The organism is Pyrococcus horikoshii OT3 (genome assembly GCF_000011105.1).
Classification (GTDB): Archaea; Methanobacteriota_B; Thermococci; order Thermococcales; family Thermococcaceae; genus Pyrococcus; species Pyrococcus horikoshii.
The window spans coordinates 997,989-1,017,069 of the sequence record NC_000961.1 but is presented as its reverse complement, the minus strand read 5'-3'; the positions used below and the strand labels follow the sequence as shown (position 1 = coordinate 1,017,069).

Genomic DNA, 19,081 nt, shown 5'->3' with positions numbered 1-19,081 from the left:
ATATAAATCCTTGATGGTGTTCTGCAATGAATATCCTAATCTTTGGCCCTCCAGGCAGTGGGAAGTCAACCCAAGCAAGGAGGATTACTGAAAGATATGGTTTGACGTATATTTCCTCCGGGGATATTATAAGAGCAGAAATAAGCTCAAGAACGCCACTTGGATTAGAAATGGAGAAGTATTTATCAAGAGGTGACTTAATACCTGACACGATAGTTAACACGTTGATAATTTCGAAGCTAAGAAGGGTTAGGGAGAATTTCATTATGGATGGTTATCCAAGAACGCCAGAACAGGTAATAGCCCTTGAGAATTACCTCTATGACCATGGTATTAAAATTGATGTAGCCATAGATATCTTCATAACTAAGGAAGAAAGCGTGAGGAGAATTTCTGGAAGAAGGATATGCTCCAAGTGTGGAGCAGTATATCACATTGAATTTAACCCTCCAAAGATCCCAGGAAAGTGTGATATCTGTGGAGGAGATCTAATTCAAAGGCCTGACGATAGGCCTGAGATAGTGGAGAAGAGGTACGACATATATATGAGGAATATGGAACCGATAATAAAATTCTACCAGAAGCAGGGAATTTACGTTAAGATAGATGGTCATGGATCGATTAATGAAGTTTGGGAAAGGATAAGGCCTCTACTGGATTACATTTATAATACTAGGAGTAGGCGATGATTTGACTCCGGAAAAGCTGAATGATGATGAAGTCCAGCCCGAATGAGCCGGGGTGATAAAATGCTCAAATTTGAAATAAAAGCAAGGGATGGGGCCGGAAGGATAGGAAAACTTGAAGTAAATGGGAAAAAAATTGAAACCCCAGCGATAATGCCCGTGGTCAACCCCAAGCAAATGGTAGTGGAGCCAAAGGAACTAGAAAAGATGGGGTTTGAGATAATAATCACAAATTCTTATATAATTTACAAGGATGAAGAGCTCAGGAGAAAAGCTCTTGAGTTGGGAATACATAGAATGCTAGATTATAACGGAATAATAGAGGTGGATTCTGGGTCATTTCAGCTCATGAAATATGGGAGCATTGAGGTAAGCAATCGAGAGATAATAGAATTCCAACATAGAATAGGAGTCGATATAGGGACATTTTTAGATATACCAACTCCTCCAGATGCTCCAAGGGAACAGGCAGTTAAAGAGTTAGAGATTACGCTGTCAAGGGCCAGGGAAGCGGAAGAAATAAAGGAGATTCCCATGAATGCCACCATCCAGGGATCGACGTATACAGATCTAAGAAGATACGCTGCGAGAAGATTAAGCAGCATGAACTTCGAGATACATCCAATAGGAGGCGTTGTTCCACTTTTGGAATCTTACAGATTTAGGGATGTTGTTGACATAGTCATCTCCTCAAAAATGGCACTAAGACCAGACAGGCCCGTGCACTTATTTGGAGCGGGGCACCCTATAGTTTTCGCACTTGCAGTTGCAATGGGTGTTGATCTTTTTGATTCAGCTAGCTATGCACTGTATGCCAAAGATGACAGATACATGACTCCAGAGGGAACAAAGAGACTTGATGAACTAGATTACTTTCCATGTTCCTGTCCAGTCTGCTCTAAATACACCCCCCAAGAGTTAAGGGAAATGCCTAAGGAGGAGAGGACAAGGTTACTGGCCCTTCACAATCTCTGGGTAATCAAGGAAGAGATTAAGCGAGTAAAGCAGGCCATAAAAGAAGGAGAACTGTGGAGATTGGTTGATGAAAGAGCTAGATCCCATCCAAAGCTATACTCTGCATATAAGAGGCTTCTGGAGCATTATACATTTCTCGAAGAATTCGAGCCGATAACTAAAAAATCTGCTTTATTCAAGATTAGCAACGAAAGCTTAAGGTGGCCCGTAGTGAGGAGGGCTAAAGAGAGGGCCAAAAGCATCAATGAAAGGTTTGGGGAACTAGTTGAGCATCCGATATTTGGGAGGGTGTCAAGGTATCTTAGCCTAACATATCCATTTGCCCAAAGTGAAGCTGAAGATGATTTCAAAATTGAAAAACCTACAAAGGAAGATGCTATAAAATATGTAATGGCGATAGCTGAATATCAGTTCGGAGAGGGTGCCTCGAGAGCTTTTGATGATGCTAAAGTCGAACTTTCAAAGACGGGGATGCCCAGACAAGTTAAAGTTAACGGTAAGAGGTTAGCGACAGTTAGAGCAGATGATGGATTGCTAACCTTAGGAATAGAAGGTGCAAAAAGGCTTCACAGGGTTCTACCTTATCCCAGGATGAGAGTCGTGGTAAATAAGGAAGCTGAGCCCTTTGCAAGGAAAGGTAAGGATGTATTTGCGAAATTCGTCATTTTTGCAGATCCGGGAATTAGACCTTACGATGAGGTCTTGGTTGTAAATGAAAACGATGAGCTGCTAGCAACTGGACAGGCATTACTTTCGGGAAGGGAGATGATAGTCTTTCAGTATGGAAGAGCTGTCAAGGTAAGGAAAGGTGTTGAGTGAGCGAAATCGTTTTATTCTTTTTTTCTATCCATAGTCTAGGTGATGACATGGACTTTAATATTGGTGGTATAAGCGGAGACGTTGGGATCGGTGCGGTAATTGGATTTATAACTGGGTATGCTCTCAAAAAGTTCCTTAAGATAGTGGCGGCCCTTATAGGTGTCTACATTCTGAGCTTGTTCTGGCTTCAGCAAAAGGGAGTCATAAAAATAAACACAGAAGCATTGTTTAATCTAGCTAAAAGCGCTACGCAACAAACTATAGGACTCGCAGATAAGGTAATTGGAATTTTACCTGGAAGCGCTGCCTTTATAGCTGGTTTTTACCTAGGATTTAGGAAGGGTTAGATTAGGGACTTCCCAATCATTTCAACCCTTTTTTCAACCCCAAAGAATTTCAATATAGTTGGAGCAATATCATATAGTGTTGCCTCTTCCTTCTTAGCCTCCAGATTCCACAATACCAAAGGAACTTTAACAACCCTTTCATTCAGAGAACCGTGCATCCCTCTAACCCAGTAGCTTTTCCCTTTAATCCCTTTGCACTCTCTATGATGGCAGAACCAAAAACCCTCTTTGGCTGAAACTATCAAATCCCCACTAACGGGGGCATTTAGATAGGGAAGATCTTCCCTTAAGAAAACCGCTTTAACTCCCGGGGCTCTCCTGAGAACTTCATAAGCATCTTCCCTTTCCCTGGGGTCTTTCAAGTATACGTGTACACCCCCTCCGGAGGAGACTCTAAGTGTCTCTATTCCCTTATTCCTTAAGTACTCTCTAAGGTTCACCCAAGTGTGGACTTCTTCCTGTCCATGATCCGCAAATATTATAAAGGCATACTCATCTTTAAGCCTCTCCCAAAGAGCTCTTATTGCTGAATCAACTGTTTCTACAGCTTTTAGGGCCTCTCTGCTTTCAGGTCCATGATCATGTTGCATCCCATCTATGGATGCGAAATGCACTAGCAATAGATCCGGCTTACACTCTTCATATAGGTATAGTGCCGAATTTAAAACCCAGACATCCTTCTTCCAATCCCTTCCGTGCCTCCTGTAAAGCTCATCACTGGAGAAAAATGGTGGGAATATTCTAACGTCAACATTACTAAAAGGAGGCATTGTGTAGCCGGAAACGCTTGCTATCCTAACTCCCCTCTGACGAAGTATGTCTTGAATTAGCGGAGCTTTTATGACCTTGTGAGGATTGAATGCAACATCATATTCATAAAATTTAACCCTAACACCGCTTAATCTATCGTAATAGCCGTTCTCAACGACCCAATGATGGCGAGGCTCGACGCCCGTCATTACGGTTGTGTGGACTAGATCCGTTAAAGTTGGAAATATAGAGTCCACGGTAAATATATCCCCTTTCTCGGCAAGCTCACTTAGGAAGGGCATATACTTAAGATTGTAAATTCCATTACCGTCTAAACTAATCAAGGCAAGCTTCTTCATGCTTTCACCTCAGCCGGTAGGTGGTTCATCACCCCTCAGCCGGGAGTAGTTCATCATTAGTCGCTAATGATTTTAACCGATATTTCATAAATTTAATCGATGGGAGCTGAGGAGGCCCTACCTAAGTATTTCGCAATACTTAAGAGAGAGGAAGAGCCAAATTTCATGCTAGCCCGGAATGTTAAGGTAAGATTTAGGGGAGATGAGGATTTAGATGGACTATGGGTGATTCATGATGAAGGTCTCGACAAGCTCAAGGAAAACGATCTAACTGAAAATCCTGAAAGGAATCTCCTTGATTTAAAGGCTAAGATAGCAGATAAGATCCTTGAGAGATGCACACTCTGTGAGATAAAATGTAGGGTAAACAGAAAGAAGAGCCCAGGGTACTGCAGGGTTAAGGAGAGCCTAGTTGCTAGTGATTTTCTTCACTATGGTGAGGAACCGGAGCTGGTTCCATCCTATACGGTTTTCTTCTCTGGTTGCAACTTTCGTTGTGTTTTCTGCCAAAATTGGGATATAAGCCAGTTTAGAATTGGAGTTGAATATCTTCCAGAGTATATGGCAATTAAAATAGAGAAGGCCTTTCAGTTGGGAGCTAGGAATGTTAACTTCGTGGGAGGGGAACCTACACCGAACCTTCCTTTCATACTTGAAACCCTTAGATATGTCAGGGTTCCCATCCCAATTGTTTGGAACTCTAATATGTATATGAGCGAAGAAGCTATGAAGTTGCTTGATGGAGTGGTCGACATATACCTGGGAGACTTCAAATATGGGAATGACAGGTGCGCAATGAAGTACTCTAAGGTTCCAAGGTATTGGGAAGTAGTAACAAGGAATTTCCTTCTAGCTAAGGAGCATTTTAGAGCTGAATTCTTAATAAGGCATTTGGTAATGCCAAATCATTTAGATTGTTGCACGAAGCCCATATTAAGATGGATAGCAGAAAACCTTGGAAGGGAAATTAGAGTTAATGTAATGTTTCAGTACCGACCCGAGTACAAAGCTATTGAATATGATGAGATAGCGAGGACTTTAACGCTAGATGAAATGAGGGAAGCCGAAAAAATTACCAAAAAGCTCGGATTTAAAAATGCCCTTGTGGGTTGAAAATGATAGTCAATGAAAGCAAGAATTTGAGCTGGGAAGGGGAGGTAAGGATCGCTGATAGCTTCATTAAAAGGGCCCTAGGTTTGATGTTTAAAAAGCCTAGGTATGCCTTAGTCTTTATCCTTCCCCTCGAAACAAGGATTAATGCCTCAATCCATGGCTTTTTCATGCTGGAAAGCATAGATGTGATATTCCTGGATTCCAATTTTAGGGTTGTCGATGTTACAACACTTAAACCATGGAGGATTTACATCCCTAAAGCTCGTGCAAGGTACATAATTGAAGGGCCTAGGGGGCTTAAAGAGTCAATTAAACCCGAATTTGGAGATAAGATAAAATGGTTCACTTAATTAGCTTTTTGATTAATTAGGTTCTTAAATAAAAATGTGATTAAATAATTATGTATCTAAATTCAAACCCAAATTATTCGAATATTGAACAAAATAGTTTAAAAATCAAAAAGAGAGTTGAGGGGTGATGGGTAACGTAAGATGGGCTAAAAGGAAATACACAGATGATGAGATATACTCCATTCTAGACCCCTTGGTTAGGGAATGGTTCAAAAGAAAGTTCAACTCGTTCACACCCCCACAGAGGTATGCAATAGTTGAAATTCATAAGGGGGAGAACGTCCTTATATCTTCCCCCACAGGTTCCGGCAAAACCCTTTCAGCATTTTTGGCCATAATAAGCGAGCTTATATCACTCGGAAGAAAGGGTAAGCTTGAAGATAAAATATACTGCGTTTATATTTCTCCTTTAAGGGCCCTTAATAATGACATAAGAAGGAACCTTGAAGAGCCTCTCAGAGAGATTAAAGAACTAGCCCAGGAACTTGGGGAGGAGATCCCTGAAATTAGGATAGCTGTAAGAACCAGCGACACTTCAAGCTATGAGAAAAGTAAGATGGTGAAAAAACCACCCCATATATTAATAACAACCCCTGAAAGCCTGGCTATAGCTCTAAATGCACCCAAATTTAGGGAAAGATTAAGGGATGTAAGGTGGGTAATAGTTGACGAGGTTCATGCCCTAGCTGAAAATAAGAGAGGATCGCACTTAGCGTTAACTCTCGAGAGGTTAAGGGAGCTAGTCGGTAGGGACTTTGTAAGAATTGGACTTAGTGCCACAATTCATCCACTTGAAGAAGTGGCCAAGTTTGTGTTCGGTTTTAATGACGATGGAACACCAAGGTCAGGGCTTATAGTTGATGTCTCCTTCGCCAAGCAGACGGAGATAAAGGTTGAAAGCGTCGTTGAGGATTTAATATACACTGATGCTGAAACCTTAAGTAATGCTCTTTATAATCGCTTAGCAGAACTTATAAGGAAGCATAAGACTACCTTGATATTCACTAACACGAGAAGTGGAGCAGAGAGGGTGGCTTTCAATTTGAAGAAAAGGTTTCCAGAGTTTAAAGGATTAATAGAAACTCATCATTCATCCTTATCGAGGGAAGTTCGCTTGGATGTTGAGGAAAAACTAAAAAGAGGTGAATTAAGAGCCGTTGTATGTGTTTCTGGGGATTCAAAAGTTCTAACAGAAAAAGGCCCGGTTGAGATTCGACATTTAAACTCAGGGATGATAGTTGGAATCAATGGTTTTAAGAGTAGATTCGTTAAATTCCAGGAATTACATCAAGTTAAGTACCAGGAATATGGGGTTAAAATAAGAACACAGCTAGGATTTGAAGTTAAATGTACTAGAGAGCACAGATTCCTCACTATTGATAAAAATGGAGAGCTAAGATGGGTGGAGGCGTGGAGGCTTAAAGAAGGAGATTACGTGGGAATCATAAGGAAACTTCCAAGTCCCAATTCAAAAGTTTTAATTCTAGACTTTTTGCCAGAGAGCACTTATCTTTGGCTTAATAAGGAATTTTTAAAAAAACTAAAGGTCTCGATAAAAGAAAAATTTGGATCGATAAAGAATTATGCAAAAGAGAGGGGATTTAATTCCTCTTATCTCGTAAAACAACTAAACGGTCTTTCTCCATTTCGTTGGGGAAGGCTACGGGTTATTCTAAATGATGTTAGCATTGAGATATCCCGAGATGACATTGAAAGGATAACCTCTAGGAGGGGTAAGTACTCACTTCCACCTGAGCTTACACCCGGCATTGCAAGATTGCTTGGCTTCTGGATGGCAAGTGGTTCACTTAATAGAAATACCCTAATATTCTACAGCCAGGATAAGAAAATTCTCGAGAGATACGAAGACCTATGTAAAAGAGAGTTTAGAGTTAAAGGAAGGATAAAAGCACAAGATAAGGGTACCTATATACTTGAAATTCCATCTAGCCTTCTCTCATTTGTCTTTAAAAACCTCGCTAGGCCAAAGCTTGAAGTACCTCCAATCATCTACATACTACCAGAGAAGCATAAAGAAGAATTTTTGGCCGGCTATTTCGATGGAAATGGTTTTATCAAGATAGAGAACGGAAGAATTCATTCACTCGGATTTTTTGCGTTCAATAGAAAATTTGCAGAGGGTATAAGAGATATCCTCCTTCAGCTCGGTATACTCTCATCTATAAATGAGCAAACTTTTGAAGTCTCAATCATCGAAGGAGAAAAATTCCTCAAGATAGTCAATTCCTGGAGGTCAAATTATTATAAAGAGTGGGAAGATGTTATCCCAAATCTTGAAAAGCGCTTAAAAGAGATAGAAGAGAAACTCGGGTATCCAGGAACCTATAACCGGAGAGAAATTAGAAGGAGTGAGTTGAAAGCCATTATCAAGCTTTATGAAAAGGTGGCGAGGGAAAGAGGACTTAACGACGTTCTTAAGGAGCTCTCCTATTTGAAGGAGTTATCCGAGGGGGATATATTCTTTGACAGGATAACCTCCATTGAACCGGTTTATCTTGACGTAGCCTACGGTATTATAAACTCTGAAACTGGAAATTATGTTGTTAATGGGTTTGTCTCGAAAAATAGCTCAACAAGCTTGGAGTTGGGTATAGACATCGGTACAATAGACTTGGTAGTCCTCGTCGGTTCCCCAAAGAGTGTAAACAGGGCCCTTCAAAGAATAGGAAGGGCTGGGCACAGACTTCATGAAGTTAGTAGGGGAATAATTCTAGCCTTAGATAGAGATGATCTAGTTGAGGTAACAGTTTTAGCTCACAACGCCAGGAATAGGAAGCTGGATAGGATAAAAATACCTAAGAACCCTCTCGACGTTTTAGTTCAGCATATCCTGGGAATGGCCCTTGAAAAAGTATGGGAGATCGAGGAAGCTTATAGGGTCGTGAGAAGGGCCTATCCCTATCATGAACTTCCCTTTAGTGATTTCATGAACGTTCTTAAGTATCTGGCCGGCGAGTATTCAGGTTTAGAGGAGAAAAGGGTTTACGCTAAGATATGGCTTGAGAATGGAAAGTTTGGAAGAAGAGGAAAGATGACAAGGGCGATATATTATATGAATACTGGAACTATACCAGACGAGGCCAAGATAGACGTCTTTACCCTTGATAAAAAGTACATCGGAACCGTTGAGGAAGAATTTGCTGAAAGGTTAATGCCCGGAGATATCTTCGTTTTAGCTGGTAGGACTTATGAATTCGTTAAGAGCAGGGGAAACAAGATCTATGTAATTCCCAGGGAAGGAGCTAAGCCCACAATACCCTCATGGTTTTCCGAGATGTTACCCTTAAGTTTCGATTTAGCCATTGACATCCAGAGATTCAGGGGAGAAGTCAAGAAGCTTTTAACCAGTAAAAGGGCTGAATCCTTGCTTATGAAAAAGTACGGAATAGATAATGTAACTGCTAAAGCTATAATCTCATATTTTAGGGAGCAGGCAAAGTATTCTATAATACCAGATGATGAAACGGTTCTCGTTGAAATAGTTAGGGAAGGAAACGTTACTAAGTACTTCTTCCATACCCTAATAGGGAGAAGGGCCAACGATGCCCTGAGTAGGGCTTTTGCATACATGATAAGTAAAAAGAAGAAATGCAACGTGGGGATTGCAATAACGGATAATGGTTTCATGCTAAAGGTTCCAGTTGACAAAGAGCTAAAGGAAGGGGAGATACTTGAGCTATTTTACGTTGAGAATTTAAGAGAGATCCTTAAGAGGGCCCTCGACAACACCGAGCTACTTAAGAGAAGGTTTAGGCATGTAGCTAATAGAGGACTTTTAATTTTAAGGAGGTACATGGGAAGAGAAAAAAGCCTCAGCAGACAACAGATGAATGCACAGACACTTTTGAACTTCCTTAAGAAGAATCATCCCAACTTTCCATTGCTAAAGGAAGTTTATAGGGAGATTATGGAGGATAAAATGGATATAGAGAATGCTGAGCTTTTCCTTAAATGGATAAAGGAGGGAAAGATCAAAGTTACCGTTAGAGAGCATCCGTATCCAAGTCCCTTCGCCTTTAACTTGGAAGTAATAGGGGCTAGTGATGTTGTACTGATGGAGGATAGGAGGGAGTTAATAAAAGAGCTTCATAAGAAGATAATGGCAATAATAAAGGGTGTCCCCTCCCCGACCGCCCCCCGATCACCGATCACGGGGGTGTGAGAGGGGAGGGGCATATTAGAGTCTTCTGTAAGTACTTTAAAGTTATTTCTCTCCAAGCAATCTTTCATGCTCTCTCATCATGCACCTATTAGCTACAATTATTAACCCAGCTTCATCGGCCTTCTTAGATGCTTCTCGGTTATATGTGTTGTACTGAAACCAAACTACCTTTGCTCCCTTTTTTATCGCTTGTTCCACGTATTCCATTGTTAACTTGGGCTTTACAAAGAGATCAACAACCTCAATCTTATCGGGTATGTCAAGAACGCTTGGATAACACTTTCTCCCGAGAACTTCCTCATACTTGGGATTAACGGGATAGACATCGTACCCATGCTCGAGCAAGTACTTCATAACAATGTTTGCATCCCTTTCAGGCTTTGGTGAAGCCCCAACGAGAGCTATCTTCTTGTACCTTGTAAGGATTTCCCTGATGTCTTCGTCTGTTAACCCATCAATAGGCCTCGTCTCTTCCATAATCTCACCCTAGGAAGCTTTAACGTACCCTATTAAAAAGTATTGAAGGGCCTTACCTATATCCATTAAAATAATGAAGATCACCAAGAGCACTCCCGTAACCGTCCAGAATGATTTAGCCCTAACGAAGCCCAGCAATGAATATAAGATAATCATGACTATGAAAGCAAGGATTAGATGGAACCCTTCCTCGCTCCTCTTTCCCTGGATTAATCTCCACAGACCCTTAGCATTTCTGACCCAGTAAACCTCTCCGATATACTTACAGTCCTCGGAAAGTATTACCTTTCCTTCACATTTCACTAAGCAAGCTTCTCGCCTAAATTCTAGGAAGGGCTCTATTTTTAGGTCGACTTCGTACTCGCTGTCTCCGATAACAACATAACTTCCCTTGACAAGCTCTGAACAAGGTTCCTCAATTTCGAGGAGCTTTACTAAATACCTTCCCCGGAAGAGCATCTTCATCCCACTACGAATTTTAGAAGGGAAGTGAGGTCTCCTTCCCAAGTTGCCAATCCAACGTACTTATCGGCCCCGCCATAATAGAATAATAACCTATTACCGAGATCGACAAAGCCTTCAAGGAAGACGACATTATCTACGTGCCCCTCCAGCTCCCATGGATATTCTGGCTCCAGTATTGGTCTTCTACTCCTAATCTTGACTTTCCAGGGTTCATCTCTATCGAAGAGGGCCACACCTACCCTATACACTAGGTTTTCATTAGCGGAATTATAAAATAAAACTATTGAATCCTCAGTTAAAATCGGAGGCGGTCCGGGCTCCACTAATAAGCTATCAAATTTTCCCTTCCTGGGCTTCATTACTGGAGAGTTATAGTATTCCCAATGAATACCGTCGGATGAATAGGCTATCCAAATGTTAGAATCTCCAAAGTACATGATATACTCCCCGTTTATTTTCTGAGGTAAAATTGCCCCGCTTTTAGTCCAACCCCTTGGCCTTAGCCTATTGCCAGGAAAGTTTGGAAATAGAGGCTCCCCTTTCTCCCAGGATAAGAGATTTTTTGAAACTGCAATGCAGAGCCTCGCAATCCTACCATCGTACCCAGTATATGTCATCACGTATCTTTTCCCCAATTTCACTACCCTTGGATCCTCTATCCCTTTTTTCTCCCATTGATACTCCGGCTCCATAACGGGCTCCGGATGCTTGACAAAGTTGATTCCATCTTCACTTAGGGCCAGTCCAATCCTTCCAGTTACGTTATCCTCTCCCTCGGCCCTATACAGCATGATGAATTTTTCCCTCACGTAAATTACGCTAGGATTATAGACGTTCTTTGAATCGAAACCTTCCTTAGAGGGTTCCAATATAGGTTTGGGAAGCTTTTTCAACATAGAGGATCAACCAGAGAATATTTTTATCCTCACCTCCTTAAAAATGAGGGGGTTGAGATGATAAGGGTGAAAGTGATTGGAAGGGGAATAGAGAAAGAGATCAAATGGAGAGAAGGAATGAAGGTAAAGGATATTCTGAGGGAGGTCGGCTTTAATACTGAGAGTGCGATAGCAAAAGTAAATGGAAAAGTAGCGTTAGAAGAAAAGGAGGTCAGGGATGGAGATCTAGTGGAGGTAATTCCGGTAGTTTCTGGAGGCTAATTTATCTAACTTTTCGGCCATAAAAATATTTATAAATTCTACCCAATTAATAGAGCTGGACAAGGCACTCTTCTGAGTGTCTTGTCCAAAGTTGAATGGATGTGTTGGAGATGTATAGTGGAAAAGGTGGAAAGAGGAGATTTACTGGAGATAGAGGAAGAAAGATGGAAGCTCCAGTTAAGGTTGGAGAAAGGTATAAGGTAAAGATTGAAAGTATGGGGAAAGGAGGAGATGGAATAGCAAGGATAAAGGGGTTTGTAATATTCGTACCCCATACGAAAGTTGGAGATGAAGTCGAGATCGTGATAAACTCTGTGAAAAGGAGGTTTGCATTCGCGGAAGTTATTGAGTGAAATTTTTAATTCTTGCTTCTTTCTTTTCTTCATGCTTCATGAGATACCAAAAAGTGAAATCTTAAAGGAGTTAAAAAGGATAGGGGCTAAAAGAGTTCTAATACAATCTCCAGAAGGCCTTAGAAGGGAAGCTGAAGAACTTGCAGGGTTCTTAGAGGAAAACAACATCGAGGTTTTTTTACATGGAGAAATAAACTATGGAGCCTGCGATCCCGCTGATAGAGAGGCTAAGTTAGTTGGGTGTGACGCCCTCATTCATCTGGGTCACTCTTACATGAAGCTTCCCCTTGAAGTTCCCACGATCTTCGTTCCAGCTTTCGCAAGAGTTAGTGTCGTTGAGGCTTTAAAGGAAAATATAGGGGAAATAAAGAAGCTTGGTAGGAAGATAATTGTAACGACGACAGCCCAGCATATTCATCAGCTTAAGGAGGCTAAGGAATTTTTAGAGAGTGAAGGGTTTGAAGTTAGCATTGGAAGAGGGGATTCTAGAATTTCCTGGCCAGGTCAAGTTCTTGGTTGTAACTATTCTGTAGCTAAAGTTAGGGGAGAGGGGATACTCTTTATAGGATCGGGGATTTTTCATCCACTGGGATTAGCCGTGGCAACAAGAAAAAAGGTTCTAGCAATAGATCCATATACAAAAGCCTTTTCCTGGATAGATCCTGAGAGGTTCATAAGGAAGAGATGGGCCCAAATAGCAAAGGCCATGGATGCTAAGAAATTTGGTGTCATAGTAAGCATTAAAAAAGGTCAACTGAGACTAGCGGAAGCTAAGAGGATCGTTAAGCTCCTAAAGAAACACGGTAGGGAAGCAAGACTTATAGTGATGAACGATGTAAATTATCATAAATTGGAGGGATTTCCATTCGAAGCATACGTAGTCGTAGCTTGCCCCAGAGTACCTTTGGATGATTATGGAGCATGGAGAAAACCCGTGCTAACACCGAAGGAGGTTGAGATACTCCTGGGGTTAAGGGAGGAATACGAGTTCGATGAAATATTAGGGGGGCCGAGGGAGAGTGATGAACCCTTTGGAATCTCAATTCATAGCACCCGCTGACTTCCTTGTTATGTTGCTTGGACTCCTTATATATTATGAACTCCTAAAGGTATGCTTCGAGGTATTCACTTATAAAAAACCGAGTAAGCTTTATCTCCTCCTAGTTTCAGCTGTATCAATGACACTAACATTATTCGTTAACGTTTTACTGGCTATAATCTTCACGGCCTTTGCGGTAGCTGTTAAAGGAATAAACTTAAAAGACACATTTATAATAACCGCAACTACAGAATTTGGCTTCATACTCGGCTTCTTTACCTTATACTTTATATTTACCACCATAGGAACCATAATTGGAATTGAGGGGTTAAAGCTAAATCTGGATTGGGATGAGCTGTTGCACTATGCGATGTCCAAACTAACCCTAAAGCTTATAAGGGAACCACTTTAATGCCCAATAGCGAGGTGGGTTAAATGGCGATCTGGCAGGGAAGATCACTTAAGAAGCCTTCAGGTGGGAGGATTGTCCTCGCGAGGAAGAAGAGAAAGAGGGAACTCGGTAGGGAGCCTTCAAATACAAGGGTTGCTGAGCAGGATAAGAGGAAGATAATTAGAACCTATGGAGGAAATAGAAAAGTAAGGCTAACTGCTGCGGCCTATGCGAATGTCTTTGATAAGAGTGGAAAGGGTAGAAAGGTAAGGATAATTAGGGTTCTTGAAAACCCAGCAAACAGGCAGTTTGCCAGGAGAAATATCATAACCAAGGGGGCAATAATAGAGACTGAGATAGGTAAGGCAAAGGTTACCTCAAGGCCAGGACAAGATGGAGTTGTCAATGCGATCCTACTAGAAGAGTGAATACTTTTCTTTTACATCCTTTCAGAATTGCCCACTTTCTCATCCCGTTTGCTTTCAGATTGCATACTAATTCATTTAGAAATTGGGAAGGTTTTTACATTCCATTAGGTAGATAAGGGCGATGTGCCTAATTGCCGGTGGCTTTAAGCTTTACACGGATGAGATAATTAGGATAATCGAGCTTGGTAAGCATAGGGGCCCAGACTCCTTTGGCGTTTGGAGTGAGAGGGAGGTAATTAAGTCAAGTGATTTTTCTGCTCTTGAGGAGGTTAAGGGAGGAGATAAGGTTTTAATTCAGTGCAGACTCGCAATGACCGGATCTAAGGAGTATACCCAACCGTTCTATAACGAGATAGCTCTCGTTCACAATGGGGAAATATATAATCACGAAAAGCTTCGAGCTTATTTAGTTGAGAGAGGAATATCATTCGAGAGTGATGTTGATAGTGAGGTAATACTCAGGCTACTTGAGTATTTACTCTTTGATAGGAACTTATCCCCTTGGAACGCAATTAAAAAGTTAATGTGGATGCTTAGGGGGGATTATGCAGTTGCTTTTCATTACAATGGAAAGTTCTACCTCTTCAGGGATCCCCTAGGGATAAGACCCCTCTACTACTCATCACAGGGTCACTTCGGATCTGAGAAAAAAGTTCTCTGGGGTTTAGGGGAAGAAGCTACGCCCGTAATGCCGGGAGAGGCCGTTGAAATTTCTAAATTTGGAATAAATAGGGTAAGGTTGTACGATGTGACTGCGATAAAGAGCTTTGGGAGCGAGTACTTTGATGGCTTGAGGAACCTTTTAATTGACTCAGTTAAAATAAGAAGTAGCAAAAAAATAGGAATATTATTCTCTGGAGGTCTTGACAGTACGTTGATAGCATTTATAGCTTCGAGGTATTCTAACGTAACTTTATACGTTTCTGGTACCGAGGACAGTAAAGACGTTGAATGGGCTAGAAAAGTTTCCCAAGAACTAGGATTAAAGCTTAAGGAGTATATATTTTCCAAGGAGGAAGTTGAGAAAGAGCTAAAGAGGATTATGTTTGCAATCGAGGAGCCAAATCCAATGAACCTTTCAATAGCGATTCCCCTTTACTTCTCTACAAAACTTGCAAGAGAAGATGGAGTTAAGATTTTATTGAGTGGACAGGGGGCCGATGAGCTCTTCGGGGGTTATGCAAAGTATCTTGAGAATCCGAATCTCATGATTAGCGACGTAGCAAATCTAGGGGAAAGGAACTTAGCAAGGGACGATAAGGTTTCCATGATTAACGGAGTTGAGGTTAGGTATCCGTATCTTGATTTACCATTTGCAGTACTAGCTCTTAACACACCCCTGCAACATAAAATTAAAGATGGGAAGAGAAAAATAATATTAAGGGAGATAGCCAAAAGTCTGGGGCTTCCCGAGTGGATTGCTGAGAGGGAAAAGAAAGCAGCTCAATATGGAAGTAATGCTCAAAAGATTCTAGAGAAAATTGCAAAATCTCGTGGTATTAGGCTTAAAGAGCTTGCTTCTCTCCTATTCTCGGAAGTTTTTAGGGGAATACATAACCGATAAACTTTTATATATTTTATTTATTAACTAAGTACAAAAAAGTGTACTACAAAAATCTGTACCTGGTGATTGGATTGGAAGATCTAAAGAAGCAACTTGAGGAGCTCAAGAAGAGACTTGAGGTGCTTGAGGAGAATATAGATCCTGTAGACGAGGTAATGCTCTCGATAAAAATTAGATTAAAGAAGAAACTTGAAGTACTACCTGAATTGGACGAAGAAAAGGCTGCTAAGGTGTTGAAAGCTCTTGCGAATCCCGATAGGATAAAGATAATGAAGATGCTCTCTGAGAGGCCCATGGGATTTAAGGAGATAAAAGATTCATTGAAAGTTGAAAGCCCCACGGTTTCCCATCATCTCAAGCTTCTCCTAAAAACTAGAATGATTAGGAAAAGAGAAAAATACGAGATAACTGAAGATGGCCTTTTGTTTTTGAGGATTCTTAGGATAATATCGGCCCTAGAGGAAGGTGAAGATAATGTTTAGCGTTGAGGAGGGAATAAGGTTTAAGATTAGGGATGCACTAAAGGCAATAACTGCTTTGTTAATAATATTGTGGCTATTTAAGGGATGGCTTAGGCTCGAGGCATATAACGAAGAAATGGTTTGGGCGATAATAACCCTAATTATAATAACAGAAATCCTGGGAGTTGGAAGATGGATTGGAATAACCATAAGCGGAATAATACTTTCACTTGCTAAGGCGGCATTCTTAATAGCGATCTTTCTGTTCTTTGGGAAGTGGTTAGATCTACCTAAGGATTTCCCAATAGATGCGAAGACGGCCTTTGCATACTCAGTAGTCCTTGGAATAGCCGGTATATTGGTGGCCAAATTTGATTTTCCATTAAGTAAAGGGGAAGTCTACCCAAGAGTCGAAAAGAAAGCCTATAAGTTTAACGGCTTTTCATATGGAAAGGTGAAGCTGTCTGGAGAAGGGAAAGCCTATCCAATTAAACTTGGGAGAAAGAGGATAGGATGGGCTATTGAAGGGGAAGTGATAGTTGAAGCAGATACGCCCTTGGGAGTAATCAAGAGGAAGCTCATAGCCCCAGTTGCTATATGGACGAGCATAAACATAGCTTCAGAAAAGGCTTCCCCCAACTTAACTTTCGTGGACACTGCAAACTCCCTTTTAAGTGCTCCAACTACCTACACTAAGGAAAAAAGCTCCATAGATCTTGGAATCCTCAAGGTATACGAAGGAGAGGACTTCACGTACGTTAAGTTACCCTTCCTCGAAGTCGTTGAAACTCCTCAAGGTGAAGAAGTTAAAATCGGCCCCTTCAAGATTAGGGAAGGAAGCACAGAGAAACCTAGGAAGGATATGATAACAATACAAGAGCTAAGGAATGGATTTAAGCTGACTATCCTTGGTGAGAGACTTACCATAACCACTGAAGATTTCAAAATAGAGACCATAGGAGATAGGATACTCTATAAAAGCGGCGAAGAGAAGCTAGCAATAGGGGATGGATACGTTTCTTTGGACTCTGGAACTATATCGATAAGCGTTGGTAGGGATTCTGGAAAGATAAGAATTGAAGATACAGTAATTTCGGCCAGTGAAGGAAAGGTTAAGATAAGAATAGGGAGTAAAAACTACATAATAGAAAGCGAAGAGGCCTTTAAACTTGTTCTTGAAAAAGCTAGAGAGATCGTGGAGGAACAGGCTGACGACATTATAGAGGGTTTAGGGATAGACAGGGCAAGGCTGAATAGAAGAATAAAGGAGCTAGTAGAAAAGCTTATGGAGTACATTTGAGGTGATTGAGGATGATATTCTATGGAATAAAGAGGGTTATAGTAAGTTCTGTTAACGGTTCTATAAGAGTTAAAGGATCCAATATCGATTACGTTAAGCTCGAATATGAGATTCAAGGCGATGCTGACGTTAGGATCGAACGGGAAGAGGATACCTTGATAATTAAGGAGAAACTTAAGAGAAGATGGATTCTCGGCATATTGGGAAGGGATGGCAAGGTTAATATTAGCCTAACGGTTCCTTCTGAAGTTGAAGTCGAAATAACGAGCGTTAACGGGCCAATAAGAGCTGAAAACTGTAGGATTACAGGGATTAAGAGTACGAACTCTAGTATAACCCTAAAAGATGCTAAAATAGGAAAGGTGCACACCGTGAACGGAACGGTAAGAGGGTCAGTAAAACTGACCGAAGAGCCAGAGGTAAAGACAGTAAACGGAAATATCGACCTTAAGATATACGAGATTGAAGGGGATGGAAAGATAAGTACCGTAAATGGGGGCGTTAATCTAACAATTATGGATGACGTTAAAATAAATGCAAAAACGGTGACCGGGAAGATCGAAGTTCCTCCTATGGAAGGAGTTCACGAGCTCAGGATAGCAACTGTAAATGGCTCCATAACGGTTGAAAAAGCCTAGGAGGATTACTAATGCCACTAGGCAGGGACTTCTGGCTATTTTCAGTTGGTAGATGGATATCAACAGCAGGCTGGACTATTCAGGACGTGGCCGTTCCTCTCTATGTTTTGGATAAGACCGGAAGCGGAACGATGATGAGCGCCTTTGTCATGGCCGAGCTAATTCCCAGGATAATCCTCAATCCACTTGCGGGAGTCATAGGGGACAGGTACAATAGAAAACACCTTATGGTTGGCTTTGACCTTGCCAGGGGAGTGCTCCTCTTCCTAATTATAGCTCTCAACATGCTCGAATTAAGGGAGTTGTTAATAGTTCAGGTGATAATGTCCGCAATGGGCTCCTTCTTTTCTGCGGGTACTTCGGCCATGTTTCCGGATCTAGTTCCTAAGGAGGAATTAATGCAAGCGAACTCGATTCTACAGATGGGAACCCAGGTAATAAATGTCATAAGTCCGGCCCTTGGTGGGCTTATCTACGGCCTCGGAGGAATAAGAGCAGCAATACTCGTGAACGCAATAAGCTTCTTTGGTTCCGGTCTATTTGAAATACTTATAAGGTATGAGTGGAGGAGGAAGGCTGGAAAGCTTACCATTACAAAAGTAGTCGAAGAATTCCTGGAAGCCCTTAACTTAATAAAGAACTCCCAGATGTTAACGGTAATTATATCATTTTCCGTAATCTTAAACGCCCTCTTAAACCCCCTCTTTGCAGTAGTGTTCCCTTACATGGTAAGGGTAGTTGTAAAGCTCTCAGCTTTCCAATTTGGTACAGTACAGACATCCTTAACACTTGGAATGCTCGTAGGAAACCTTATAATAGCTGGAATTTTAAGGGAGTCGGCAACTAAGCATATATTTAAGGCCTTAGCAATTCAAGAATTCTTCCTACTAATGATACCATTTACACCAAGGCTATACTATCCAGAGAATTACTTCGCAATACTCACCATAGTGTTCATAATAGGAGTGTTTAATGTTCTCGTTAACATACCCATACTAACTAAGTTACAGAGGGAGGTTCCTGAGGAGTACAGGGCCAGGATCTTCTCAACCCTTGAAACCCTCGTCATGAGTGCAACGCCAGTGGGAATGGCCCTCATAGGGCCAGCTGTTGATAAGCTGGGCTACCTGAGGGTGACTTTAAGTTTAACCTTAATTGGAATCCTAATAACATTGTACTATTGGGTTAGGTACTCTAAACTACTCGTCTCTCTAAACATTTAAAAC

20 protein-coding genes are annotated in these 19,081 nt (G+C 41.2%); 16 read left to right on the top strand and 4 right to left on the bottom strand.

Translation table 11 applies throughout. From position 1 onward, the window contains the following. Positions 1-26: 26 nt before the first annotated feature. The 3 genes from PH_RS05225 to PH_RS05215 are packed head-to-tail and all read left to right on the top strand — an operon-like array spanning position 27 to position 2,827. Positions 27-689, top strand: coding sequence for an adenylate kinase (locus PH_RS05225; protein ID WP_010885201.1), 663 nt, complete (start codon positions 27-29; stop codon positions 687-689). A gap of 42 nt (positions 690-731) precedes the next feature. After that, on the top strand, positions 732-2,480 hold the full coding sequence (gene tgtA / locus PH_RS05220) for a tRNA guanosine(15) transglycosylase TgtA (protein ID WP_010885200.1): 1,749 nt from the start codon (positions 732-734) through the stop codon (positions 2,478-2,480). A gap of 47 nt (positions 2,481-2,527) precedes the next feature. Continuing rightward, positions 2,528-2,827, top strand: coding sequence for an FUN14 domain-containing protein (locus PH_RS05215; RefSeq protein ID WP_048053308.1), 300 nt, complete (start codon positions 2,528-2,530; stop codon positions 2,825-2,827). Here the strand turns inward: PH_RS05215 and PH_RS05210 are convergent. Beyond that, the gene (locus PH_RS05210) at positions 2,824-3,936 is read right to left on the bottom strand and encodes a nucleotide pyrophosphatase/phosphodiesterase family protein (protein WP_010885198.1); all 1,113 of its coding nucleotides are present in this window, start codon (positions 3,934-3,936) and stop codon (positions 2,824-2,826) included. The two genes, PH_RS05215 and PH_RS05210, sit on opposite strands and share 4 nt — an antisense overlap. Positions 3,937-4,035: 99 nt before the next feature. Here PH_RS05210 and PH_RS05205 point away from each other — a divergent pair, with 99 nt between their 5' ends. From PH_RS05205 to PH_RS05195, 3 genes are all read left to right on the top strand, one after another. Then, positions 4,036-5,049, top strand: a complete 1,014-nt coding sequence (locus PH_RS05205; protein ID WP_010885197.1) for a radical SAM protein — start codon at positions 4,036-4,038, stop codon at positions 5,047-5,049. Between the two features lie 2 nt (positions 5,050-5,051). Further along, a complete protein-coding gene (locus PH_RS05200) occupies positions 5,052-5,399 on the top strand; it encodes a DUF192 domain-containing protein (protein WP_010885196.1) in 348 nt (115 codons plus the stop codon). A gap of 127 nt (positions 5,400-5,526) precedes the next feature. Beyond that, positions 5,527-9,582 (top strand): DEAD/DEAH box helicase, encoded by a 4,056-nt coding sequence (locus tag PH_RS05195; protein WP_048053307.1) that lies wholly within the window; start codon positions 5,527-5,529, stop codon positions 9,580-9,582. 42 nt (positions 9,583-9,624) lie between these two features. On the opposite strand, the gene PH_RS05190 is transcribed toward PH_RS05195, so the two are convergent. Genes PH_RS05190 through PH_RS05180 form a run of 3 tightly spaced genes read right to left on the bottom strand, consistent with a single transcriptional unit; the run spans position 9,625 to position 11,420 of the window. After that, a complete protein-coding gene (locus tag PH_RS05190) occupies positions 9,625-10,059 on the bottom strand; it encodes a CoA-binding protein (protein ID WP_010885194.1) in 435 nt (144 codons plus the stop codon). Positions 10,060-10,068: 9 nt separating this feature from the next. Continuing rightward, entirely contained in the window at positions 10,069-10,524 is a 456-nt protein-coding gene (locus tag PH_RS05185; RefSeq protein WP_010885193.1) for a hypothetical protein, read from the bottom strand. Next, the gene (locus tag PH_RS05180) at positions 10,521-11,420 is read right to left on the bottom strand and encodes a glycoside hydrolase family 130 protein (RefSeq protein ID WP_010885192.1); all 900 of its coding nucleotides are present in this window, start codon (positions 11,418-11,420) and stop codon (positions 10,521-10,523) included. The genes PH_RS05185 and PH_RS05180 overlap by 4 nt, the downstream gene beginning before the upstream one ends. 57 nt (positions 11,421-11,477) lie before the next feature. On the opposite strand from PH_RS05180, the gene PH_RS05175 reads away from it, so the two are divergent. From PH_RS05175 to PH_RS05130, 10 genes are all read left to right on the top strand, one after another. Continuing rightward, a complete protein-coding gene (locus PH_RS05175; protein ID WP_010885191.1) occupies positions 11,478-11,681 on the top strand; it encodes a MoaD/ThiS family protein in 204 nt (67 codons plus the stop codon). 95 nt (positions 11,682-11,776) lie between these two features. Continuing rightward, a complete protein-coding gene (locus tag PH_RS05170) occupies positions 11,777-12,034 on the top strand; it encodes a TRAM domain-containing protein (protein WP_010885190.1) in 258 nt (85 codons plus the stop codon). 31 nt (positions 12,035-12,065) lie between these two features. Continuing rightward, positions 12,066-13,094 carry a diphthamide biosynthesis enzyme Dph2 gene (gene dph2 / locus PH_RS05165; RefSeq protein ID WP_010885188.1) on the top strand — a complete coding sequence of 343 codons (1,029 nt, stop codon included), beginning with the start codon at positions 12,066-12,068 and terminating at the stop codon, positions 13,092-13,094. Continuing rightward, positions 13,057-13,485, top strand: coding sequence for a hypothetical protein (locus PH_RS05160; RefSeq protein ID WP_048053304.1), 429 nt, complete (start codon positions 13,057-13,059; stop codon positions 13,483-13,485). The genes dph2 and PH_RS05160 overlap by 38 nt, the downstream gene beginning before the upstream one ends. A 23-nt stretch (positions 13,486-13,508) precedes the next feature. Next, entirely contained in the window at positions 13,509-13,892 is a 384-nt protein-coding gene (locus PH_RS05155; protein WP_010885186.1) for a 30S ribosomal protein S8e, read from the top strand. Positions 13,893-14,013: 121 nt separating this feature from the next. Further along, positions 14,014-15,456 (top strand): asparagine synthase (glutamine-hydrolyzing), encoded by a 1,443-nt coding sequence (asnB, locus tag PH_RS05150; protein ID WP_010885185.1) that lies wholly within the window; start codon positions 14,014-14,016, stop codon positions 15,454-15,456. A gap of 71 nt (positions 15,457-15,527) precedes the next feature. Beyond that, a complete protein-coding gene (locus PH_RS05145) occupies positions 15,528-15,938 on the top strand; it encodes an ArsR/SmtB family transcription factor (protein WP_048053303.1) in 411 nt (136 codons plus the stop codon). Further along, positions 15,931-17,217 carry a hypothetical protein gene (locus tag PH_RS05140; RefSeq protein ID WP_048053302.1) on the top strand — a complete coding sequence of 429 codons (1,287 nt, stop codon included), beginning with the start codon at positions 15,931-15,933 and terminating at the stop codon, positions 17,215-17,217. Before PH_RS05145 ends, PH_RS05140 begins: the two co-directional genes overlap by 8 nt. Before the next feature lie 11 nt (positions 17,218-17,228). Further along, on the top strand, positions 17,229-17,855 hold the full coding sequence (locus PH_RS05135) for a DUF4097 family beta strand repeat-containing protein (protein WP_010885182.1): 627 nt from the start codon (positions 17,229-17,231) through the stop codon (positions 17,853-17,855). Between the two features lie 11 nt (positions 17,856-17,866). Continuing rightward, entirely contained in the window at positions 17,867-19,078 is a 1,212-nt protein-coding gene (locus PH_RS05130) for an MFS transporter (protein ID WP_010885181.1), read from the top strand. Positions 19,079-19,081 lie beyond the last annotated feature (3 nt).

Bases quoted from the DNA above. Each gene is read 5' to 3' on its own strand.
- PH_RS05225 (WP_010885201.1), top strand. From the start codon at position 27: ATGAATATCCTAATCTTTGGCCCTCCAGGCAGTGGGAAGTCAACCCAA.
- tgtA (WP_010885200.1), top strand. From the start codon at position 732: ATGAGCCGGGGTGATAAAATGCTCAAATTTGAAATAAAAGCAAGGGAT.
- PH_RS05215 (WP_048053308.1), top strand. From the start codon at position 2,528: ATGGACTTTAATATTGGTGGTATAAGCGGAGACGTTGGGATCGGTGCG.
- PH_RS05210 (WP_010885198.1), bottom strand. From the start codon at position 3,936: ATGAAGAAGCTTGCCTTGATTAGTTTAGACGGTAATGGAATTTACAAT.
- PH_RS05205 (WP_010885197.1), top strand. From the start codon at position 4,036: ATGGGAGCTGAGGAGGCCCTACCTAAGTATTTCGCAATACTTAAGAGA.
- PH_RS05200 (WP_010885196.1), top strand. From the start codon at position 5,052: ATGATAGTCAATGAAAGCAAGAATTTGAGCTGGGAAGGGGAGGTAAGG.
- PH_RS05195 (WP_048053307.1), top strand. From the start codon at position 5,527: ATGGGTAACGTAAGATGGGCTAAAAGGAAATACACAGATGATGAGATA.
- PH_RS05190 (WP_010885194.1), bottom strand. From the start codon at position 10,059: ATGGAAGAGACGAGGCCTATTGATGGGTTAACAGACGAAGACATCAGG.
- PH_RS05185 (WP_010885193.1), bottom strand. From the start codon at position 10,524: ATGAAGATGCTCTTCCGGGGAAGGTATTTAGTAAAGCTCCTCGAAATT.
- PH_RS05180 (WP_010885192.1), bottom strand. From the start codon at position 11,420: ATGTTGAAAAAGCTTCCCAAACCTATATTGGAACCCTCTAAGGAAGGT.
- PH_RS05175 (WP_010885191.1), top strand. From the start codon at position 11,478: ATGATAAGGGTGAAAGTGATTGGAAGGGGAATAGAGAAAGAGATCAAA.
- PH_RS05170 (WP_010885190.1), top strand. From the start codon at position 11,777: ATGGATGTGTTGGAGATGTATAGTGGAAAAGGTGGAAAGAGGAGATTT.
- dph2 (WP_010885188.1), top strand. From the start codon at position 12,066: ATGCTTCATGAGATACCAAAAAGTGAAATCTTAAAGGAGTTAAAAAGG.
- PH_RS05160 (WP_048053304.1), top strand. From the start codon at position 13,057: ATGAACCCTTTGGAATCTCAATTCATAGCACCCGCTGACTTCCTTGTT.
- PH_RS05155 (WP_010885186.1), top strand. From the start codon at position 13,509: ATGGCGATCTGGCAGGGAAGATCACTTAAGAAGCCTTCAGGTGGGAGG.
- asnB (WP_010885185.1), top strand. From the start codon at position 14,014: ATGTGCCTAATTGCCGGTGGCTTTAAGCTTTACACGGATGAGATAATT.
- PH_RS05140 (WP_048053302.1), top strand. From the start codon at position 15,931: ATGTTTAGCGTTGAGGAGGGAATAAGGTTTAAGATTAGGGATGCACTA.
- PH_RS05135 (WP_010885182.1), top strand. From the start codon at position 17,229: ATGATATTCTATGGAATAAAGAGGGTTATAGTAAGTTCTGTTAACGGT.
- PH_RS05130 (WP_010885181.1), top strand. From the start codon at position 17,867: ATGCCACTAGGCAGGGACTTCTGGCTATTTTCAGTTGGTAGATGGATA.